This window comes from Pseudoxanthomonas sp. YR558 (assembly GCF_900116385.1).
Lineage (GTDB): Bacteria > Pseudomonadota > Gammaproteobacteria > Xanthomonadales > Xanthomonadaceae > Pseudoxanthomonas_A.
Map to the genome: position 1 here is coordinate 805796 of NZ_FPCI01000002.1, position 19003 is coordinate 824798.

At 65.0% G+C, this 19003-nt stretch carries 16 protein-coding genes and 1 tRNA gene; 9 read left to right on the forward strand and 8 right to left on the reverse strand.

Annotated features, from left to right (window positions below; all coding sequences use genetic code 11):
• Nucleotides 1–54: 54 nt before the first annotated feature.
• The 5 genes from BM365_RS15370 (at nt 55) to BM365_RS15390 (ending at nt 2526) form a co-directional block, all read left to right on the forward strand.
• Nucleotides 55–354, forward strand: a complete 300-nt coding sequence (locus tag BM365_RS15370; protein WP_055936063.1) for an integration host factor subunit alpha — start codon at nt 55–57, stop codon at nt 352–354.
• Complete coding sequence (locus BM365_RS15375) at nt 335–691, forward strand: MerR family transcriptional regulator (protein WP_056878218.1); 357 nt, start codon at nt 335–337, stop codon at nt 689–691. The genes BM365_RS15370 and BM365_RS15375 overlap by 20 nt, the downstream gene beginning before the upstream one ends.
• A 73-nt stretch (nt 692–764) precedes the next feature.
• Nucleotides 765–841: transfer RNA gene (locus tag BM365_RS15380), tRNA-Pro, on the forward strand.
• Nucleotides 842–932: 91 nt separating this feature from the next.
• Nucleotides 933–1403, forward strand: a complete 471-nt coding sequence (locus BM365_RS15385; protein ID WP_093490366.1) for a cupin domain-containing protein — start codon at nt 933–935, stop codon at nt 1401–1403.
• A 28-nt stretch (nt 1404–1431) separates the two neighbouring features.
• Complete coding sequence (locus BM365_RS15390) at nt 1432–2526, forward strand: TraB/GumN family protein (protein WP_233210828.1); 1095 nt, start codon at nt 1432–1434, stop codon at nt 2524–2526.
• Between the two features lie 21 nt (nt 2527–2547).
• Here BM365_RS15390 and dxs read toward each other — a convergent pair whose 3' ends face one another.
• The 5 genes from dxs to BM365_RS15415 all read right to left on the reverse strand — a co-directional run bounded on the left by dxs (nt 2548) and on the right by BM365_RS15415 (nt 9193).
• Nucleotides 2548–4455 carry a 1-deoxy-D-xylulose-5-phosphate synthase gene (gene dxs, locus BM365_RS15395; RefSeq protein ID WP_093490367.1) on the reverse strand — a complete coding sequence of 636 codons (1908 nt, stop codon included), beginning with the start codon at nt 4453–4455 and terminating at the stop codon, nt 2548–2550.
• A gap of 146 nt (nt 4456–4601) precedes the next feature.
• Complete coding sequence (locus BM365_RS15400; protein ID WP_093490368.1) at nt 4602–5255, reverse strand: HNH endonuclease; 654 nt, start codon at nt 5253–5255, stop codon at nt 4602–4604.
• Nucleotides 5256–5349: 94 nt separating this feature from the next.
• Nucleotides 5350–7143, reverse strand: coding sequence for an acyl-CoA dehydrogenase C-terminal domain-containing protein (locus BM365_RS15405; protein ID WP_093490369.1), 1794 nt, complete (start codon nt 7141–7143; stop codon nt 5350–5352).
• Nucleotides 7144–7180: 37 nt separating this feature from the next.
• Nucleotides 7181–7654, reverse strand: coding sequence for an LEA/WHy family protein (locus tag BM365_RS15410; RefSeq protein ID WP_175502112.1), 474 nt, complete (start codon nt 7652–7654; stop codon nt 7181–7183).
• Nucleotides 7655–7741: 87 nt separating this feature from the next.
• Nucleotides 7742–9193 carry a glycoside hydrolase family 30 protein gene (locus BM365_RS15415; protein ID WP_093490371.1) on the reverse strand — a complete coding sequence of 484 codons (1452 nt, stop codon included), beginning with the start codon at nt 9191–9193 and terminating at the stop codon, nt 7742–7744.
• A 219-nt stretch (nt 9194–9412) separates the two neighbouring features.
• Here BM365_RS15415 and BM365_RS15420 point away from each other — a divergent pair, with 219 nt between their 5' ends.
• The 3 genes from BM365_RS15420 (at nt 9413) to BM365_RS15430 (ending at nt 16457) form a co-directional block, all read left to right on the forward strand.
• Nucleotides 9413–12202: a TonB-dependent receptor gene (locus BM365_RS15420; RefSeq protein ID WP_093490372.1), complete on the forward strand. Its 2790-nt coding sequence runs from the start codon at nt 9413–9415 to the stop codon at nt 12200–12202.
• 132 nt (nt 12203–12334) lie between these two features.
• Nucleotides 12335–14878 (forward strand): glycoside hydrolase family 3 protein, encoded by a 2544-nt coding sequence (locus tag BM365_RS15425; RefSeq protein ID WP_233210829.1) that lies wholly within the window; start codon nt 12335–12337, stop codon nt 14876–14878.
• 124 nt (nt 14879–15002) lie between these two features.
• Nucleotides 15003–16457 carry an MFS transporter gene (locus BM365_RS15430; RefSeq protein WP_093490374.1) on the forward strand — a complete coding sequence of 485 codons (1455 nt, stop codon included), beginning with the start codon at nt 15003–15005 and terminating at the stop codon, nt 16455–16457.
• A 90-nt stretch (nt 16458–16547) separates the two neighbouring features.
• Here BM365_RS15430 and BM365_RS15435 read toward each other — a convergent pair whose 3' ends face one another.
• A complete protein-coding gene (locus BM365_RS15435) occupies nt 16548–16868 on the reverse strand; it encodes a hypothetical protein (RefSeq protein ID WP_139227447.1) in 321 nt (106 codons plus the stop codon).
• Between the two features lie 209 nt (nt 16869–17077).
• Here BM365_RS15435 and BM365_RS15440 point away from each other — a divergent pair, with 209 nt between their 5' ends.
• Nucleotides 17078–17587, forward strand: a complete 510-nt coding sequence (locus BM365_RS15440; RefSeq protein WP_158253488.1) for a Rid family hydrolase — start codon at nt 17078–17080, stop codon at nt 17585–17587.
• Nucleotides 17588–17606: 19 nt separating this feature from the next.
• On the opposite strand, the gene BM365_RS15445 is transcribed toward BM365_RS15440, so the two are convergent.
• Both BM365_RS15445 and BM365_RS15450 read right to left on the reverse strand, forming a co-directional pair.
• The gene (locus tag BM365_RS15445; protein ID WP_158253489.1) at nt 17607–17927 is read right to left on the reverse strand and encodes an antibiotic biosynthesis monooxygenase family protein; all 321 of its coding nucleotides are present in this window, start codon (nt 17925–17927) and stop codon (nt 17607–17609) included.
• 322 nt (nt 17928–18249) lie between these two features.
• Nucleotides 18250–18960: an rRNA pseudouridine synthase gene (locus BM365_RS15450; protein WP_158253490.1), complete on the reverse strand. Its 711-nt coding sequence runs from the start codon at nt 18958–18960 to the stop codon at nt 18250–18252.
• Nucleotides 18961–19003: the final 43 nt, after the last annotated feature.

Genomic DNA, 19003 nt, shown 5'->3' on the forward strand with positions numbered 1-19003 from the left:
GGTGTGAAGGCAGTGGCAAGGCCGGCGACGGCCGCAACGGGGAAACAGTAATCCATGGCGTTGACGAAGGCAGAGATGGCCGAACGTCTCTTTGACGAGGTCGGTCTGAACAAGCGCGAGGCGAAGGAATTCGTCGACGCCTACTTCGACGTCCTGCGCGAAGCACTGGAACAGGGTCGCCAGGTGAAACTGTCGGGGTTCGGCAATTTCGACCTGCGCCGCAAGAACCAGCGCCCCGGCCGCAACCCGAAGACCGGCGAGGAAATCCCGATCTCGGCCCGGACCGTCGTGACGTTCCGGCCGGGCCAGAAACTCAAGGAGCGGGTGGAAACGTATGCTGGATCCGGGCAGTAACCGCGAGCTTCCGCCGATCCCGGCCAAGCGCTACTTCACCATCGGTGAGGTCAGCGAACTCTGCGACGTGAAGCCTCACGTGCTGCGTTACTGGGAGACCGAGTTTCCCAGCCTGGAACCGGCCAAGCGCCGCGGCAACCGCCGTTACTACCAACGCCACGACGTGCTGATGGTGCGCCAGATCCGCAGCCTGCTGTACGAACAGGGCTACACCATCGGCGGCGCCCGCCTGCGCCTGGAAGGCGAGGGCGCGAAGCAGGAAGCCGCGCTGAGCCACCAGATCGTGCGCCAGGTGCGCATGGAGCTGGAAGAAATCCTGCAGTTGTTGCGTCGCTGAGCGCGCCGCACGCGCCTAGGAATGGGCGCGGCAATGCCGGTATAATCAGCGCCCGCCTCACGGCGGACCCATCCGGGGTATAGCGCAGCCTGGTAGCGCACTTGTCTGGGGGACAAGTGGTCGTCGGTTCAAATCCGGCTACCCCGACCAATTCGCGGCATCTGTCGCACGAAAGCCCGCCTTGCGGGCTTTTTTGTTTCTTTCACGAGACAAACGCAGAGGCGCTGGTTAGGATCGCCGCATGCCGACGCGCGCCGACGAACTGATCCAGACCCTGCAGCTGATGCCGCACCCCGAGGGCGGCTACTTCCGGCGCATCTACGAGTCGGCCAAGCGCACCGAAGTGAATGGCATCGAGCGGCCAACGCTCACCGCCATCAAGTTCCTGCTGCCCGCCGGGGTAACCAGTCGCTGGCACCGCGTCGATGCGACCGAGGTCTGGGACTGGAGCGAAGGCGGGGCCATGGAGCTCTCGTTGTTCGATCCGGAGCAACGCACGCTTACCCGGGTCCAGTTGGACACCTCTGCGCGCGGCGGCCAGGCCAGCCAGGTAGTGCCCGCCGGGATATGGCAGAGCGCGCGTTCGCTCGGCGACTACACGCTGGTCGACTGCTCGGTGTCGCCGGGTTTTTCCTGGAAGGGGTTCGAGCTGATGCAGGCAGGCAGCGAGGTCGCCCGCCATCTGCTCGACGCGGGCGGCAAGGTCGCCTGAACGGATACCCCCGGCGCATCGCGCCGGCATGATCGGCACGCTCGCTGCACGGGCACACTCTCGGCATCTTCCGCATGGAGTCGCCTGGATGCGCGTGCCGCTTTACGGAATGCTGTGCCTTTCGTTGCTGATCGCTGATACGACTCACGCGCAGGAGGTTGAGTCACCTCCCGATGCGACCGTCGTGACGGACAAGGACGGCGTCATCGAGATGGATACCGTCGTGGTCGCCGGCGTGCAGCCCGGTCCGGGCCTGTGGAAGGTGCGTCATGGCGATCATCTGATGTACGTCCTGGGCACCCAGTCGCCGTTGCCGAAGAACATCACGTGGCGCTCCGATGAGGTTGATCAGGTGCTGCAGCTCACGGACGAGGTGCTGGCTTCGCCGGGCATCAGCGTGGGCTCCGATATTGGCTTCTTCCGTGGACTGACGTTGCTGCCTTCCGCGATGAAGGCCTCCAAGAACCCCGACGGACAGAAGCTGCAGGATGTACTGCCGCCAGAGTTGTACGCCCGATGGAGCGCGCTCAAGCAGCGGCACATGGGACGTGACGGGGGCATCGAGAAGAAGCGTCCGCTGATCGCGGCGTTCCAGCTTTACTCCGAAGCCCTGTCGGATGCCGGCCTGCGCGAGGGCGGCGTTATCGATCCCGTCATCACTGCGGTGCTGAAGCAGCGAAAGATGAAGCGCACGCCCACGCTGTTGGAGGTCAAGTTGGAGGATCCGCGTGGGGCGCTGGCGGACTTCCGCAAGGAAACACTCAAGCCCGAAGATCTCGCCTGCTTCAGCAAGACGCTCGATGTCATCGAGGGCGATCTGCCACAGGTCGCTGCGCGTGCCAATGCCTGGGCGGTGGGGGACTGGCCGGCGCTGCGTTCCGGGGCGCGGCAGGATTGGCAGCAGGCATGCGCATCCGCCTGGTTCAACACCGAGACGGCGCGCAAGCGCGGCATTTCCGACATCGAAGCGCGCATGCAGGCGCGCTGGATGGAGGTTGCGGAAGGCGCGTTGCAGAAAAACCGGATCACCTTTGCCACCGTGTCGGTCTGGCAGCTGGTGAAGCCGGGAGGTTATCTCGCGGCCCTGCAGGCCAAGGGTTACGAGGTCGAAGCGCCGGAGTGATCCGGCGCATTGCCGCAGGCGTCAGCCCGCGGCCGTCATCGCGGGCTGGCCGGCGCCCAGCTGAGACCAGCGCTTGAGCACGCTGGCGCGGATGCCGGCGGCATCGATGCCGGCCTCGGCGAGCAGATCCTCGCGGCTGGCGTGGTGCTGGAACTCGTCCGGCAGACCCAGGTGCAGTACGGGCAGCACGATGCCTTCGGCATTGAGCAGTTCGGCCACGCCGGACCCCGCGCCGCCCATCACCACGTTGTCCTCGATGGTGACGAAGCCCTGGTGGCTGTTCGCCAACTCAAGGACCAGGTCGCGGTCCAGCGGTTTCACGAAGCGCATGTTCACCACGGTGAGCCCCAACTCGCGGCCCACCTGCTCGGCCGCCGCGACGGTCGAGCCGAACGCAAGCAGTGCCACGCGCGTACCACGCGCACGCAGGTCGGCCTTGCCGATCGGTAACGTATCGAGGTTCGATTGGAGCGCCACGCCAGGGCCCGTACCGCGCGGGTAGCGCACAGCGGCGGGGCCGTTGAAGTGGTAGCCGGTACTGAGCATCTGCCGGCATTCGTTTTCGTCCGCCGGTGCCATCACCACCATGTGCGGCACACAGCGCAGGTAGCTGAGGTCCAGGTTACCGGCATGCGTGGCGCCGTCGGGGCCGACCACACCGCCGCGGTCGATGGCGAACAGCACATCCAGTTGCTGGATGGCGACGTCGTGCACCAACTGGTCGTAGCCGCGCTGCAGGAAGGTCGAATAGATCGCGACCACCGGCTTGCTGCCTTCGCAGGCCATGCCTGCAGCCAGGGTCACCGCATGCTGTTCGGCAATCGCCACGTCGAAGTAGCGCTCGGGGTATTCCTTGCTGAAGCGCACCAAGCCCGAGCCTTCACGCATGGCGGGTGTGATGCCGAGCAACTTGGGTTCGGCCGCCGCCATGTCGCACAGCCAGTCGCTGAAGATGTCCGTGTACGTGGACTTCTTCGCGCCGCCCTTGCTGACCAGGCCTTTCTCGGGATCGAACGGGCCCACCGCGTGGTAACCGATCTGGTCGCCTTCGGCCAACTCGTAGCCCTTGCCCTTGGTGGTCAGGATGTGGAGCAGCTGCGGGCCCTTGAGGGTCTTGAGCGTCTTCAACGCGCCGACCAGCGCTTCGACATCGTGTCCGTCGATGGGTCCGGTGTAGTGGAAGCCCATCTGTTCGAACAGCGTGGAGGGCACGAACATGCCCTTCCAGTGTTCTTCCCAGCGGCGCATGAAACGGGCCGGCGGCTTCTTCTTGTCGCCGAGCAGCTTCTTGCCGCCCTCTCGCAACGCGTTGAGCGTGCGGCTGCTGCTCAGCCGCCCCAGCATCTTGGTCAGACCGCCGACGTTCTCGGAGATCGACATCTGGTTGTCGTTGAGGATCACCAGCAGGTTGGGCTCGGGCTCCATGCCGCCGGCATGGTTGAGCGCTTCGAAAGCCATGCCGGCCGTCATCGCACCGTCGCCGATCACCGCGACCACCTTGCGGTCGTCGCCCTGCTGCGCCAGCGCGATGGCCATACCCAGCGCGGCCGAGATCGAGGTGGACGAGTGGCCCACGCCGAACGTGTCGTACTCGCTTTCCTCGCGCTTCGGGAATGGCGCCACCCCGTCCTTCTGTTTGACGGTATGGATGGTCTCCCGGCGGCCGGTGAGGATCTTGTGCGGATAGCACTGGTGGCCGACGTCCCACACCAGGCGATCGTTGGGCGTCTCGAACAGGTAGTGCAGTGCGACCGTCAGTTCGATCACCCCCAGCCCGGCGCCGAAGTGGCCGCCGCTGCGGCCGACCGATTCGATCAGGTAGCCGCGCAGTTCCTCGGCGATGGCGGGCAGTTCGGATTCGTCGAACTGGCGCAGGTCGGCGGGGATCTGGATCCGGGACAGGCGGGGGTAGCGGGCGGCGTCGATCATCGGGCTGGTATTGGTCTGGCCCGCTATTTTCCCCCTCTTGTGTGAAGCGGGGCAAGCAAAGAGGTGAAGCCGGCCGGAAGCCGGGTGCGGGGTTCAGGAAACTGCGCGCGCGCGCCTGCCGCCGCGGCGGTCGAAGAACCGCGGAATCAGGCCGACAGCTTGGACTTCTTCGGCAATTGCGCCCTCAGGAACGCCATCTGGTCGGCCAGGATGTTGCGGTTGGACAGGATCAGGTGCTCGATCCAACTCGGCCGGTAGGGCACCGCCAGCAGCGGCATGTGGGCCTGCTGCGGCGTGCGGTTGCTCTTGCGCGAATTGCAGTGGAAACACGCCGTGACCACGTTCTCCCACACGTCCTTGCCACCCTTGGAGATCGGCAGCACGTGGTCGCGCGTGAGGTGCGGGCGCGAGAATTCGTGGCCGCAGTACAGGCACAGGTGCGCATCGCGGGCGAACAACGCCGTGTTGGTCAGCGTGGGCGTCGGCGACAGCGCGTGCGCCCGTGCGTGCCCGCGAGAGGCCACGATGGGATGCAATTCGATCAGGCTTTGTTCGCCGGTCAGTCGGCTCAAACCGCCGTGCACGTGCAGGCAGGGCTCGCCGAGCGTCCAGGCAACGGCGCCGCGGGCGTACAGGCAGGTGGCGTCCTGCCAGTTGATCCAATCGAGTACGCGGCCATGCGCGTCGAGCGACAGCAGGCGGAGGGCAGCCGGGTGGGGACGCGGAGACGACGGGGGCGGGGCCGGTGGTTGCGGGAAACCGGCCTGGACCAGGTGAAGCTGAGCTCTGTCTGCTTCCATGGAGAAGCAGGTTATACCCAAATGTTGACGAAATGTGTATATCGCGCAGGTATTTCGTCGGGGAGCGCATAGTGCGCTCCCCCTGCGTTCCGCATCAGTCGCCGAAGCGCGCGTCGTCCATCGCCATCAGCGTGTCCGCACCCGACTCGATGGCGGCGGCGTGCGCCAGCGTGCGCGGCAGGATGCGGGCGAAGTAGAAGCGCGCGGTTTCGCGCTTGGCCTGTTTGAAAGCCTCGCCATGCGTGGAGGCATCCGCTGCGGCCACGCTGCGCGCCCACCAGTACGCCAGCACCACGTAGCCGGAATAGAACAGGTAGTCGGTGCTCGCGGCGCCGATTTCCTCTGGATTCGTGGCTGCGCGCTCCAGCACCTTCTTCGTCAGGCCGGCCCACTCGGCGGCCTTCTGCTGCAGCGGATCGATGAACTCGCGCAGCATTGCGTCGTCCTTGTGCTGCTGGGCGAACGCATGCACCTCGGCGAGGAACAGCTTCAGGCCTGCCGCTTGGGTGGCCGCCGTCTTGCGGCCCATCAGGTCCAGCGCCTGGATGCCGGTCGTGCCTTCGTACAGGGTCGTGATGCGTGCGTCGCGCGCCAGTTGCTCCATGCCATGCTCATGGATGTAGCCGTGGCCGCCGAAGCACTGCAGTGCGTGGTAGGTGTTCTCGATGCCCCATTCGGTCTGGCACGCCTTCGAGATCGGCGTGAGGAAGCTGACCAGCGTGTCGGCCCGTTCGCGCTCGGCCGGGTCCTCGGCATGGTTGGCCACATCGATCAGGCTGCCGGCATGCAGCGCGAGCAAGCGGCTGCCTTCGATCAGCGACTTGATCGTCAGCAACATGCGACGCACGTCGGGATGCACGATGATCGGGTCGGCTGGCTTGTCGGGAAACTTCGGGCCGCTCAGCGAGCGTGTCTGCAAGCGGTCGCGCGCGTAGCGCAGCGCGTTCTGGTAGGCGCGTTCACTCAAGCCGATGCCCTGCAGGCCGACGCCCAGGCGCGCAGTGTTCATCATGGTGAACATCGCCTGTAGTCCCTTGTGAGGCTGGCCGACGAGATAACCCTGCGCGCCGTCGAAGTTCATCACGCAGGTCACCGATGCCTTGATGCCCATCTTGTGCTCGATCGACCCGCACGACAGTGCGTTGCGCTCGCCGAGGGTGCCGTCTTTCGCCACCTTGAACTTCGGCGTGACGAACAGCGAGATGCCCTTCGGTCCGGGCGGTGCATCGGGCAGCTTCGCCAGCACCAGGTGCACGATGTTGTCGGTCAGGTCGTGCTCGCCAGCCGTGATGAAAATCTTGGTGCCGGTGATCGCGTAGCTGCCGTCGGCATTGGGTTCGGCCTTGGTCTTCAGCAGACCCAGATCGGTGCCGCAATGCGGCTCGGTGAGGCACATCGTGCCGGTCCAGCGGCCTTCGACGAGCGGCTTAAGAAAGACCTCCTGTTGCCAGGCTTCGCCGTGGTGTTTCAGCGCTTCCACCGCGCCATGGGACAGCAACGGAAAGTTGCCCCAGGCCAGGTTGCTGGCGTTGACCAGTTCGTTGAGCGGTACGCCCATGGTGTGCGGCAGGCCCTGACCGCCGAAGTCGGGCGAGGCGGTCAGGCCTGTCCAACCACCCTCGACGAACTGTGCGTACGCCGCCTTGAAGCCCGGCGGCGTCGTCACGTCGCCGGTGGCCTTGTCCAGCGTGCTGCCGATTTCGTCGCCCACGCTGTTGAGCGACGCCAGCACGGTTTCGGAAAAGCGCGCGGCTTCGTCGAGCACCGCATCGAGGATGTCGCGCGTGGCGTCGGGATAGCCGAGTCGCTGGAAGAGCGGCTCGACGCCCAGGACGTCGTACAGGGCGAAGCGGATGTCGGTGAGGGGGGCTTTGTAGGACGCGCTCATGCAGGATCTCGAGATGCGGGAAGGGGCGGTGTGCGGCTCAGCGCAACACGCCGTCCAGGCCGGGAACAGGATTGAGGGTGTTGCGGGTATCGATGTCGAAGGTGCGGACCTTCTTGTCTTCAGGTGCTGCACTGGCAGTGCCCTTAAACGTGTAGGGCAGGGCACGGCGCCCGGCGAGTGCGTCGGCGACGACGATGCGCGCCGCGCTTGGTGGGCTGAAGGGCACGCTCACCACGTCGGCCGACTCGGGGCCCACCGACAGGGCGGGCGTGGCCTGCAGCGTGCCGACTGCCTGGTCGCCCACCTGCACCTCGACGTTCACGGTGTCGAAGTGCATCGGGATGCTGCTGTAGTTCTGCAGGCGCAACTCAACCACCCATTGGCCATCCGCCTTTACGGTCAGCTGCTGGATGCTGATGGCGGGGTCGGACACGCGTCGCACCATGCCGCTGCCGCAGCCCGCCAACAGGAGTGACACCAGCACCAGGCCCAGCAAGGGGATACGACGCATCATGCCGCGGCTCCATTATGGAAAGCGGCAGGATACTACGGCGTATGGCGACTCGGACGACCGCGCAGGGCGGGTGGTCCGCCTCGATCAGTCTTGCTGCACTGCGTCAGGCGTCCACACGAAGGTTGCCAGGCTGCGCGGAGGCAGGGTGTAGGTGAAGCGCGCGCCGCCCTGGTCCACCGAAAAGCGGCGCGCCTGCTTGGCGGCGTTGGTGACCAGCAACACCAGAGAACCATCATCGGCATTGCGAAAAGCCACGTTGTCCAGCTCGCCGCCGGATTCGGTGGAGGCGATGCGGTGCGCACCAGGACGCACGAACCGGGCGGCATGCGCCAGGGCGTAGTACTCATCGGTGCGGGTAATCGCGCCGGTGCGCGAGTCGATGGTCACCACGCCGCGGCAGGTATGGCAGCCCCCGGCGTAAGGGCCGTTGTTCTCGTCCAGCGCCAGGTTCCAGAACAGCGCACCGCGTGCCCAGTTCCGCGCGCTGCGGATGATGATGTTCTTCGCCTGCAGCGGCAGGCCACCGCTACGCACCGGCTCCCAGTCGCCGCCCGAGCACTCGGTCATGTAGGCGTCTTTGTCGGGAAACGCCTCGTGGACCGGCGACTGCGCCGTCACGTCGCCGCCATAGCAGTGCCATGCCACCGCGTCGACGTACTTGCCGGCGGCGGGGTCGGACAGCACGCCCAGTGGTTCCTCCGGTTTATCCCAATTGTGGTCCCAGTCGAACAGCAACGGTCCATTGCCACGCTGCGCGATCATCGGGCCCAGGTGATCGCCGATCAGGCGCGCACGCGCGGGCGCATTGAGGCGCATCCCCGGATAGTCCTTCGGCTCGTAGTCGGGCTCGTTCTGCACGGTCAGCGCGAAGATCGGCACGCCTTCCGCTGCGTAGGCATCCACGTACTTCAGCAAGTAGCGCGAGAACGCGTCGTAGTACTGGGGAAGCAAGCGGCCCTGGATCAGGCTGTTGCTGTCCTTCATCCAGCCGGGCGCGCTCCACGGTGAGGCCATGATCTTGAGTTGCGGGTTGATGGCCAGCATCTCGCGCGCCACCGGGATCACGTCGCCACGATTCTGATCGATGCTGAAGTGCTTCAGCTCGGGGTCCGGCTTGCCGTCCGGCGTGTCATCGAGGCTGTAATGATGGCGCGAAAAATCGGAAGCGCCGATGGTCAGGCGCGAGAAGCTCAGGCCCAGACCATTCCGCTCGCGGCCGAACAACTCCTTCAGCAGCGCATTGCGCTGACCCGCATCGAGCTTGTGCTGGATCAGCCACGCGGACGAATCCGTGAGCGACGCGCCGAAGCCGACCATTTCCTGGAAACGTTGTGCCTCGTCGACGGCGATCGCAAGTTTCGCCGCCTTGCCATCGCTGAAGCGCGTGGCGGCTGAAGGTTTCAATGTCGTCGCGTGATCGGCCGTGGTGATCCATACGGATACGTCCTGTGCGCGTGCAGGCGAAACCACCGTGGCGGCAACGGAGATGATGCCGGCAGCCAGCAGCTGTCGCTGCAGGGAAAAAAGTCGCGTCATGGTGGGGCCCTCCTGTAATGCGGATTCGATGCGGCGAATTCGCTCCGGAATCCGCGCTGGCGGGTGCTGCATTGCAGCGAAACAATTCATGTGAGTTGGAGTACGTCGAGCAAATTCAATCCTGTGCGCGCGCTGCGTCGCGGGATGTTAGGAATTTGTTGACACTGCATTTGAGCTTGTATATGACAGCGCTGTCAACAACGGTCGGAGAGGGACCCTATGCAGTACTCGAACCACATCGCGGGCATCGCCCTGCGCGCACCGCGCCGCGCCCTGCGCAAGCAGCATCTGGCCATGGCGTGCTGCCTGGCGCTCTCGTTCCCGATGCTGGCGCAGGCGCAACAGGCTGCGCAGGCAGCGTCCTCCGACCAGACCGTCGAAACGCTGGATACGGTGAAGGTCACCGGCATCCGCGCCGCCATCGCGACGGCGGTCGAAACCAAGAGCGAATCCACCTCGATCGTCGAGGCGATCTCCGCCGAAGACATCGGCAAGCTGCCCGACATCAGCATCGCGGACTCCATCTCCCGCTTGCCAGGCCTGACCATGCAGCGCCTCGATGGCCGCGGACAGGTCATCCACATCCGCGGCATGTCCGAGCAGTTCGCCGGCACGCTGCTCAACGGTCGCGAGCAGGTCACCACCGGCGACAACCGCGGCGTCGAGCTCGACCAGTACCCCGCCGAGCTGATCAATGGTGTCACCGTATACAAGACGCCGGACGCCTCGCTGATCGGGCAGGGCATCTCGGGCACGGTCGACCTGCAGTCGATCCGTCCATTGTCGTTCGGCGAACAGCGCATCGTGTTCACCGGCCAGGGCGAACTGAACTCGTTCGATGAGCTGACCGAAGGCGGCAACAACAAGGGCTACCGCGTGTCGGCGTCGTACGTGGACCAGTTCGCCGACGATACCGTGGGCTTCGCTATCGGCGTAGCGCGGATGGACGCGCCGTTCCAGGAGAAGCACTACAAGTCGTGGTGGTGGGCCAACACCGACATGTGGGGCGCACCGCAGCCGGGCAAGCCAGCAGACGCGATCGCGCTGCAGGGTGCCGAAGCTTGGGTGAAGTCGCGCGACACCACGCGCGACGGCGTCATGGCGGTCCTGGAATTCAAGCCGAACGAGCGCTGGCACAGCGTGCTGGACGTGTACGCGTCGCGCTTCGACCAGGAAGAGTGGATGCGCGGTGCGATGTGGAGCAACGACCCGTGGTTCAACGGCGGCGCGGTCAGTTACAGCAACGTCAGCACGACGAACTACCACGGCACTCCGGTCGTCACCGGCGGCACGTTGAACGGCATCCAGCCGGCGATCCGCAACGACAACAACACCCGCGAGTCGCGCCTGTTCTCGGCGGGCTGGAACAACGAGTTCAAGATCAACGATACGTGGACGCTGACCAGCGACCTCAGCTACTCGCGCGCCAAGGTCGAGGACTCGAAGCTCGAAACCTATGCGGGCCGCTTGGGTGGTGTCTCGGCCGACTTCCGCGTGCGCCTGTCGCCCGGCTATGGCTACTACGCGCTGCCGGACATGGCGGATCCTTCCGCGGTGTACTTGCGCGATCCGCAGAGCTGGGGTCATGACGGCCGCCTTGAGGACAGCCACCAGAAGGACGAAATGAAGGCGTTCCGCGTGGCCGTCAACCACGTGATCGAGTCCTCCGACTTCCTGCGCAGCTGGGATGCCGGTTTCCACGTCAGCAAGCGCACCAAGGAGAAGAGCGCGGAGGTCTACTTCGCCGACCTGCCGGGGCGCACGCCGACGCTGATCGACCCCTCGCTGCTGTCTTCTCCCACGGATCTCGGCTTCGCCGGCATGGGTCGCGTCATCACCTACGACCCGCGTGCGTTGCTGTCGCGCTATTACGACGTGTACATCAGCGAGTCCAACGATGACCTGCAGAAGGACGCGATCACCGATGAGGATGTGAAAACGTTCTACTTCAAGGCCAACTTGGACATGGACCTCACTGATACGGTCCGCCTGCGCGGCAACGCCGGTGTGCAGTACATCCGTACCGAGCAGACCTCCGAAGGCGTGGTTATCCAGCAGAACGAAGACGGCCAGGCACTGGTGGCCGGCACCGCGGGCGCGTCGTACGGCGACATCCTTCCCAGTCTGAACCTGGTGGCCGACTTCGGTAACGGATGGAACCTGCGCTTCGGCGCGGCACGCGAAATGATGCGCGCGCGCATCAACGACATGGGCGCGCGCGCCAGCGTCTATGTGCAGACGTCGCAGGGTGGCCCCTCTGAGTGGCGCGGCAGCGGCGGTAACCCTGCATTGGAGCCTTACCGCGCCAACGCCTACGATCTTTCGATCGAGAAGTACTTCGGCGAAGCGAGCTACGTCGCGCTGGCGGCGTTCTACAAGGACATGGATTCGTATATCTACACGCGTGAGATCCCCTGGGATTTCTCCGGCTACGACTACGAAGGCGATGAGCCGCCCGCGTCCAACATCGGCGTGTTCTCGACCCCGGCCAACGGCACCGGCGGCTACATGCGTGGCTACGAATTCTCCACCGCGCTTGGTGGCGAGCTGATCCACGATGCGCTCGACGGCTTCGGTCTGTTGCTCAACGCGTCGTACACCGAGTCGTCGATCGATCCCGACGGTCCGGGCATCGGTTCGGGCACCGATACGTTCCCGGGGCTGTCCAAGATCGTCGCCAACGCCACGGTGTACTACGAGAAGCACGGCTTCTCCGCACGCGTCAGCCAACGTTTCCGCGATCCCTACCGTGGTGAGTACGGTTCGATCTTCAACCAGCGCACGTACCGCTACACCTTGAACGAACGCACCATCGACCTTCAGCTGGGCTACGATTTCCCGGAGTCCAGCCGCCTGTCGGGTCTGTCGATCCTGTTCCAGGTGAACAATGTCAACAACGAACCCTTCCGCACGGAAGTCAGCTCCGGCACGCATCCGGACCTGTTCTTCCCCGAGGAGTACACGGAGTATGGCCGACAGTACCTGCTCGGCTTCCGCTACAAGCTGTGACCGCGCGTAACGATTGAACGCCGCAACACCTGACGGGATGCGGGGCATGTCCCCGCGTCCCGTCGGATTTTTAGACGTGGCGCAGATCCTGTCGGGGATCGCATGTGCGCCGAAGAACAGAGGGAGATGCGAGTGAAGCCGATCCGAATGACCCTGCTGGGGGCCAGCCTGTTGGCCTGCCTGTCCTGCACTGCCAAGAAGGAGGCCGAAAGCGAGCCGGTGACTGCCGCCACCGATACGACGGCCGAATTGAAGGACTGGCCGGCGCTCGAAAGCCGTTTCAAGCAGGATCCGGCCATCGAAGCGCGCGTGGCGGAGATCCTCGCCAGCATGACGCTGGAGCAGAAGGTGGGTCAGATGGTGCAGCCGGAGATCAAGGCGATCAGTCCGGCGGACGTGCGCAAGTACTACATCGGCTCGGTACTCAACGGCGGCGGTTCCTGGCCGGCGATGAACAAGCACGCCACGGTCGAGGATTGGGTGAAGCTCGCGGACGCCTACTACGATGCGTCAATGTCCACCGATGCGAAGATCCCCGTTCCGGTGATCTGGGGCACGGATGCCGTGCATGGCCATAGCAACGTGTATGGCGCCACCATCTTCCCGCACAACATCGGCTTGGGTGCCGCGCACGACGTCGAACTGATCGAGCGCATCGCCGAAGCCACGGGCCAATCGACGCGCGCCACGGGCGTGACCTGGACGTTCGCCCCGACGGTCGCCGTCGCGCAAAACGCGCGCTGGGGCCGGACGTATGAGAGCTATTCCTCGCAGCCGGCATTGATCCGCGACTACGCCGCCGCGTACGTCAAGGGCATGCAGGGCATGCTGGACAAGGACGGCAACGTCGTCGCCACCGCCAAGCACTTCATCGGCGACGGCGCGACCGACGGCGGCAAGGACCAGGGCAACGCGACGGTCACCCAGTCGCAGATGATCAACATCCACGGCCAGGGCTACTACGGCGCCATCGAATCCGGCGTGCAGACGGTGATGGCGTCGTTCAACAGCTGGAACGATGTCGCCGCCGGCAAGGACTACGGCAAGATGCACGGCACGCGCGATCTGCTGACGGTCGCGCTGAAGGACAAGATGGGCTTCGATGGCTTCGTCGTGTCCGACTGGAACGGCATCGGCCAGGTGACCGGCTGCAGCGACGATAGCTGCCCGCAGGCGATCAATGCCGGCATCGACATGGTGATGGTCCCGGATAAGTGGAAGACCTTTATCGCCAACACCATCGCCCAGGTGAAGTCCGGCGAGATCCCGCAGGCGCGCATCGACGACGCCGTCACCCGCATCCTGCGCGTCAAACTGCGCGCCCGTCTGTGGGAACACAAGCCGTCCGCCAGCCAGTTCGCCGGCAAGCCGGAATCGCTGGTGCACCGCGATCTCGCGCGTCGCGCTGCGCGGGAGTCGCTGGTGTTGCTGAAGAACGACGGTGCCACTTTGCCGCTGAAGAAGGGGCAGCGCGTGCTGCTGGTCGGCAAGAGCGCCGACAGCATCTCCAACCAGACCGGTGGCTGGTCGCTGACCTGGCAAGGCACCGACAACACGAACGCGGATTTCCCGAACGCCGACAGCATCGCGGCTGGCTTGCGCGAGCAACTGGGTGACGCCAACGTCGTCCTGCGCGACAGCGCCGAGGGCGTAGATCCTGCCAGCTACGACGTCATCGTCGCGGCGATCGGCGAAACGCCGTATGCCGAGACCAATGGCGACATCGTGCCGTCCGATTCGATGGCCCACAGCCGACGCCACCCCGAAGACCTAGCGGTGCTGAAAGCCGCTGCGGCGACGGGCAAGCCGGTGGTCACGGTGTTCCTGTCAGGACGCGCGTTGTACGCCAACGATCTGATCAACCTGTCGAACAGTTTCGTCGCGGCCTGGCTGCCGGGCACGGAAGGCAAGGGCGTCACCGACGTGCTGGTGGCCGGCGCCGATGGCAAGGCGGCGCACGACTTCCACGGCAAGCTGACGTTCCCGTGGCCCGCCGTCGCCTGTCCGAAGGCGGACAGCACGCCGCAGTTCGCGTTGGACAGCGGCCTGCGCTACGGCGACACGAAGACGGTCGGCAAGCTGCCGGAAGATGCGACGGCGAGCTGTGGCGATGCCACGGCGTTGGGCATCTTCAAACAGTCCGACATCGCGCCCTTCACCCTGCAGATGGCGGCGGGCAATGAAGAAAAGGCGGTGGGCTCGGACATGAACACCACCCAGCGCTGGCCACAGGCCAAGCCGGCATTGCAGGTGGCGACCGTGCAGGTCAACACCCAACAAGATGCGAAGGAAGTGACCTGGCTGGCGCCCGCGCGCTTCTTCGCCCGCAATCCGTCGAAGAACAACCTGTCCGCGATGGCAACCGCACGCGGCGTGGTGCAGTTCGATGTCGTGGTGAAGCAGGCGCCGACCAAGCCGGTGCAGTTCACCGTGGGCTGCGGCGCGAACTGCGGTGCCAGCCTCGATCTGACCGCGACGTTCTCCGGCGATGCGGTCGGCAAGAAGCAGACGGTCAAGGTTCCGCTGGCCTGCTTCGGCAAGCTCGGGGCCGACTTGACGGGTGTGGATACCCCCTTCAGCGTCACCGCCGATGCGCCGTTCGCAGCCGCTTTCACCAACCTCCAGGTGGTGGCTGGCGCAGCCGACGGGGCGGATGTGGTGAAGTGCGCCCAGTGAGGTCGGTATGCCCCGTGTCGGGAAAGCCACGGGGCGTCACTGACGCAGTGCAAGTTGCAATCGCGCGGCGGCCCCGTAGGCTGGCCGTTCCGTCCGGATTCCCTACCAGCAGGCATACCAATCCATGACCACACAAACCACCCGATGGTCGCAGTTCGGCGTGCTCATCACCGTGTTCTTCTTCTGGGGTTTCGTTGCGGCCAGCAACGACATCCTGATCCCGGTGTTCAAGAAGGCCTTCAACCTGACGCAGGCGCAAAGCCAGTATGTGGCCTTTGCGTTCTACGTGGCGTACACCGTGGGTTCGCTGATCTACGTAGCAATCTCCAAGATTATCGGCTTGGATCTGCTCAACAAGATCGGCTACAAGAATGGCATCTGCCTGGGCCTTGTGGTCTCCGCGCTCGGCACGCTGCTGTTCTATCCGGCGGCGAACACGGGTTCGTTCAACCTGATGCTGTCGGGCCTCTTCATCGTCGGCCTGGGCTTTTCGCTGCAGCAGATCGCCGCCAATCCGCTGGCGATCGTCATGGGCGATCCCAAGACGGGCGCGCAGCGCCTGACCATGGCCGGTGGCATCAATAATTTCGGCACCACCATCGGCCCGCTGCTGGTCAGCCTGGCGATCTTCGGCTCGGTGGCGACCGGCAATACCGAGGCCAGCATCGAAAGCGTCAAGACGCCTTACCTCGTGCTGGGCGTGGCCTTCATCCTGGTGGCGATCTTCCTGAAGTTCTCCTCCGTGCCCAATCACATCGACCTGGAAAAGCTCTCCGAGAACGAAGCGCAGGACAGCAGCAAGCTGATCCACAAGAAGTCCGCGCTGGCTTATCCGCAGCTCGTCCTAGGCATGATCGCGATCTTCGTCTACGTCGGCGTCGAGGTCTCCACCATCAGCAACCTGCCGGCCTACCTGGAATCGCCGGACGGCCTGGGCCTCGACACCTCGCAGATCGCGCCCTTCGTTTCGCTTTACTGGGCCAGCCTGATGATCGGTCGCTGGGGCGGTGCTGCGGGCGCGTTCAACGTCGGCGCCGGTGCCAAGCGCTGGTTGACCCTGTTGCTGCCGTACCTCGCGTTCGGCGTGTTCCTCGCCGTCAACGCCATCATGAAGCACGACGTCTCGCAGTTCCTGGGCTATGCGGCGGTCATCGTGCTGATGATCGCGGCGACCCTGGCCAGCAAGGGCAACCCGGCCCGCATGCTGCTGTACTTCGCCGTGTGCGGTATCGCGGCGCTGTTGATCGGCATGTTCACCACGGGCTGGACCAGCGTGGTCGCCTTCATCAGTGTGGGCCTGTTCTGCAGCACCATGTGGCCGTGCATCTTCGCGCTGGCTATCACCGGCTTGGGCGACAAGACCAACCAGGGCAGCAGCCTGCTGATCATGATGATCATGGGCGGTGGCTTCGTCAGCATCGCCCAGGGTGCTCTTGCGGACAAGGTCGGTATCCACTACAGCTTCATCGTCGGTGTGCTGTGCTTCGCCTACCTGGCTTACTACGCCATCGCGGCGACCCGCACGCTGCGCAACCAGGGCATCGACTTGGACAAGCTCGCCGCCGGCAGCGGCCACTGAGTGCGGTGCGCGCCGGAGAGAGGCCGGCGCGCATCCCCCAAGCCACTGGGCAACTCTCCAGCCCGGTGGCTTTCTTTTATCCGTCGGGAGTCAGACCGCGACGGCCAACGCGGTGGTTTCCACGACGAGCGAGGGAAGAGCGACGTCCATGCGCTGGCGGTCGACATGTCGGCACAACATGCCCGCGCGCTGGCGTGTCCACTGCGTTGCCCAGCCGATCGCGCGTTCCTCGCAGCGCACCACCATTTCGAACGGCGCTATGTCGCCACCTCGCACGAGCATGCGCAGTACCAGCCCGGTGTTGAGTGGCCTGACCTCGGCGATCGTGACGTCATCAAGGCGTAGATCGTAGCCAGCAGGGGTGCGGTGCCAGGCGAAGCGCTCGGGAAGGGTCTGCTGCGCGTTCTTCATGACGATGTCCAACGTGGCGGCTCCGGCGGAAGGCTGCATGGACCTTGGAGCAGAACGCGTGCAGGCGGCGTCAAGCCGAAGGACGGATGAGAGACGGGATCCGCGCTATTCAGTCGGAGGTAAATGAGGTGGGCGAGGCGTGACGGATGGGACATGGCGCGTCCGCGGGGCGACGGCGAGACTCGCGCTTTCCTGACGGAGCCCCGCCCATGTCGCTGCGCCTGACCTGCCTGCTTCTGTCGCTCGCCACCCTGCCTGCATTCGCGCAGGACGCCCCCACCCGCGAACACTTCGCCCGCGCTGGTCACGAGGCCGCATACCACGACTGGCACTACACGCCGGTGGTGAAGGTCGGCGACATGGTCATCGTGTCCGGCATTCCGGCCGCGGGCCCGGGCACCTACGAAGAGAAAGTGCGGCGGATGTTCGTGGCGCTGGGCAAGGAACTCGAACAAGCCGGCGCGAGTTATGCCGATGTGGTGGAGCTGACGACCTTCCACACCGGCCCCACCGACCCGCAGAGCTTCCAGGCCGAGTTCGCCCGCTTCGCACCGATCCACCACGCGTTCTTCCCCACGCATTACCCCGCATGGAGCGCGGTGGGCACGAGCGCATTGCTGTCGCCGGGCGCGGTGGTGGAAATGCGTGCCGTGGCGATGATCGGATCGGGGCGGGCGCCGAAGGCGGATATCCCGAAGCTGCCCGCTGCCGGGCATTAAGTGCGCCTGGCGCGCGGCGCTATGCCACTGGTTCCAGCGGCTTCTGGTCGTAGTAATCGATCAGTGGGGCGCAACGTTCGATCAGCGCGGTGATGGCAGGTAACTGGAGTGCACCGCGCTGGTCATCGAAGTTGCGCCAGAACTCGGTGACGAAAACGCCATCCGGATCGTTGGGTACTCGGCTGATGATGTACTCGAGGCAGCCGGGGCTCTGGCAGGCCACGCTCGCCACTTCGCTCAATACTTCGACGAACGCATCGCGTGCGCCTGCATGCACCTTGATGAAGGTGGCCAAGCCATAGGAGTAAGTGGTCGAGAGGGGCGCGACAGGGAGATACATGGGCGGGAAGTCTTTCGTGCCGAAACCGAATGTTCGTGGGCCAGAAGTCACGGTGTGCCCGTTGAATGCGAGCACCGAGCGCATTCATCTTTGTGTGTGAGCGATCTGACGCCACGCTTCGCGCGTGCAGCGATCCACTGCGAGTGATCTGGAGATGACAGTGGGGGGATGGTTGTGACCCATTTCACTGCCTTCCGGAGCGCCGTGCCGCTGTGCGACTCGTGATGCAGCTGTGGAGTGCGAACGAAGGCGGTGCGGTGTGCGGAATCCCAACGGACCGCGGCGACAAAGAAACGAGGTTGGCGAATCCGCAGGAAAGACCCTAGAAGCGTATGCCCGCCGGCAGATAGCGCCATTGACCCATAGGCACCTTCGCCAATGCGACTCTGCCGATCCGCAGGCGGCGGATCGAGACCAGCTCCAGCCCGCCTTCAAGGCACCGGTGGCGCAGCTCGCCGGGTTGTACGTTCTTGATCGCAAAGCGCAGGCGAACCTCGTTCTGCCAGCTAACCTTGCAGGGCGCCAGTCCGATGCCCTGGTACGTGCTTACGTGTCCGATGCGGCTGAGCGTGTACGGACCGGCTTCGCCGCGGACTTCCACCACGAACTCCTGCTCGATCTGCGCGTAGTCCTCGGTCAGGCGGCGCCACACGCGACCATCCTGGCTGAGCACCATCAACCCGCTGGCCTCGGTGTCCAGTGGCACCAGCGCTGTGAGCCGGTGGAGGTGGCGTTTCAGCGGGCGGACGCCGCTATCGTCGTCCGCCATGTGCGTGGCCGGAATTGCGAGCGCAGCGGCATCCTGCCAGGCGATGCCTTCGGGCTTGTGCAGCAACAGCGTGGCGGGTTCGGCGGCACCGAGTTCGGCGGCCGGATCGATCTCCACGCGCTCGGTGGTGACCGGGTGCTGCGGCGCCTCTACCGTTTCGCCGTCCACCGTGACCCAGCCGCCTTCGATGTACTGCTCGGCCTCGGCGCGCGAGCACCCCGTCAGTTCTGCAACGCGCTTGGCAAGGCGGATAGGCTCGGACATGGCACCGGGTATCTCGGAAGGGGAGGACATCGCGCTGTAGCGG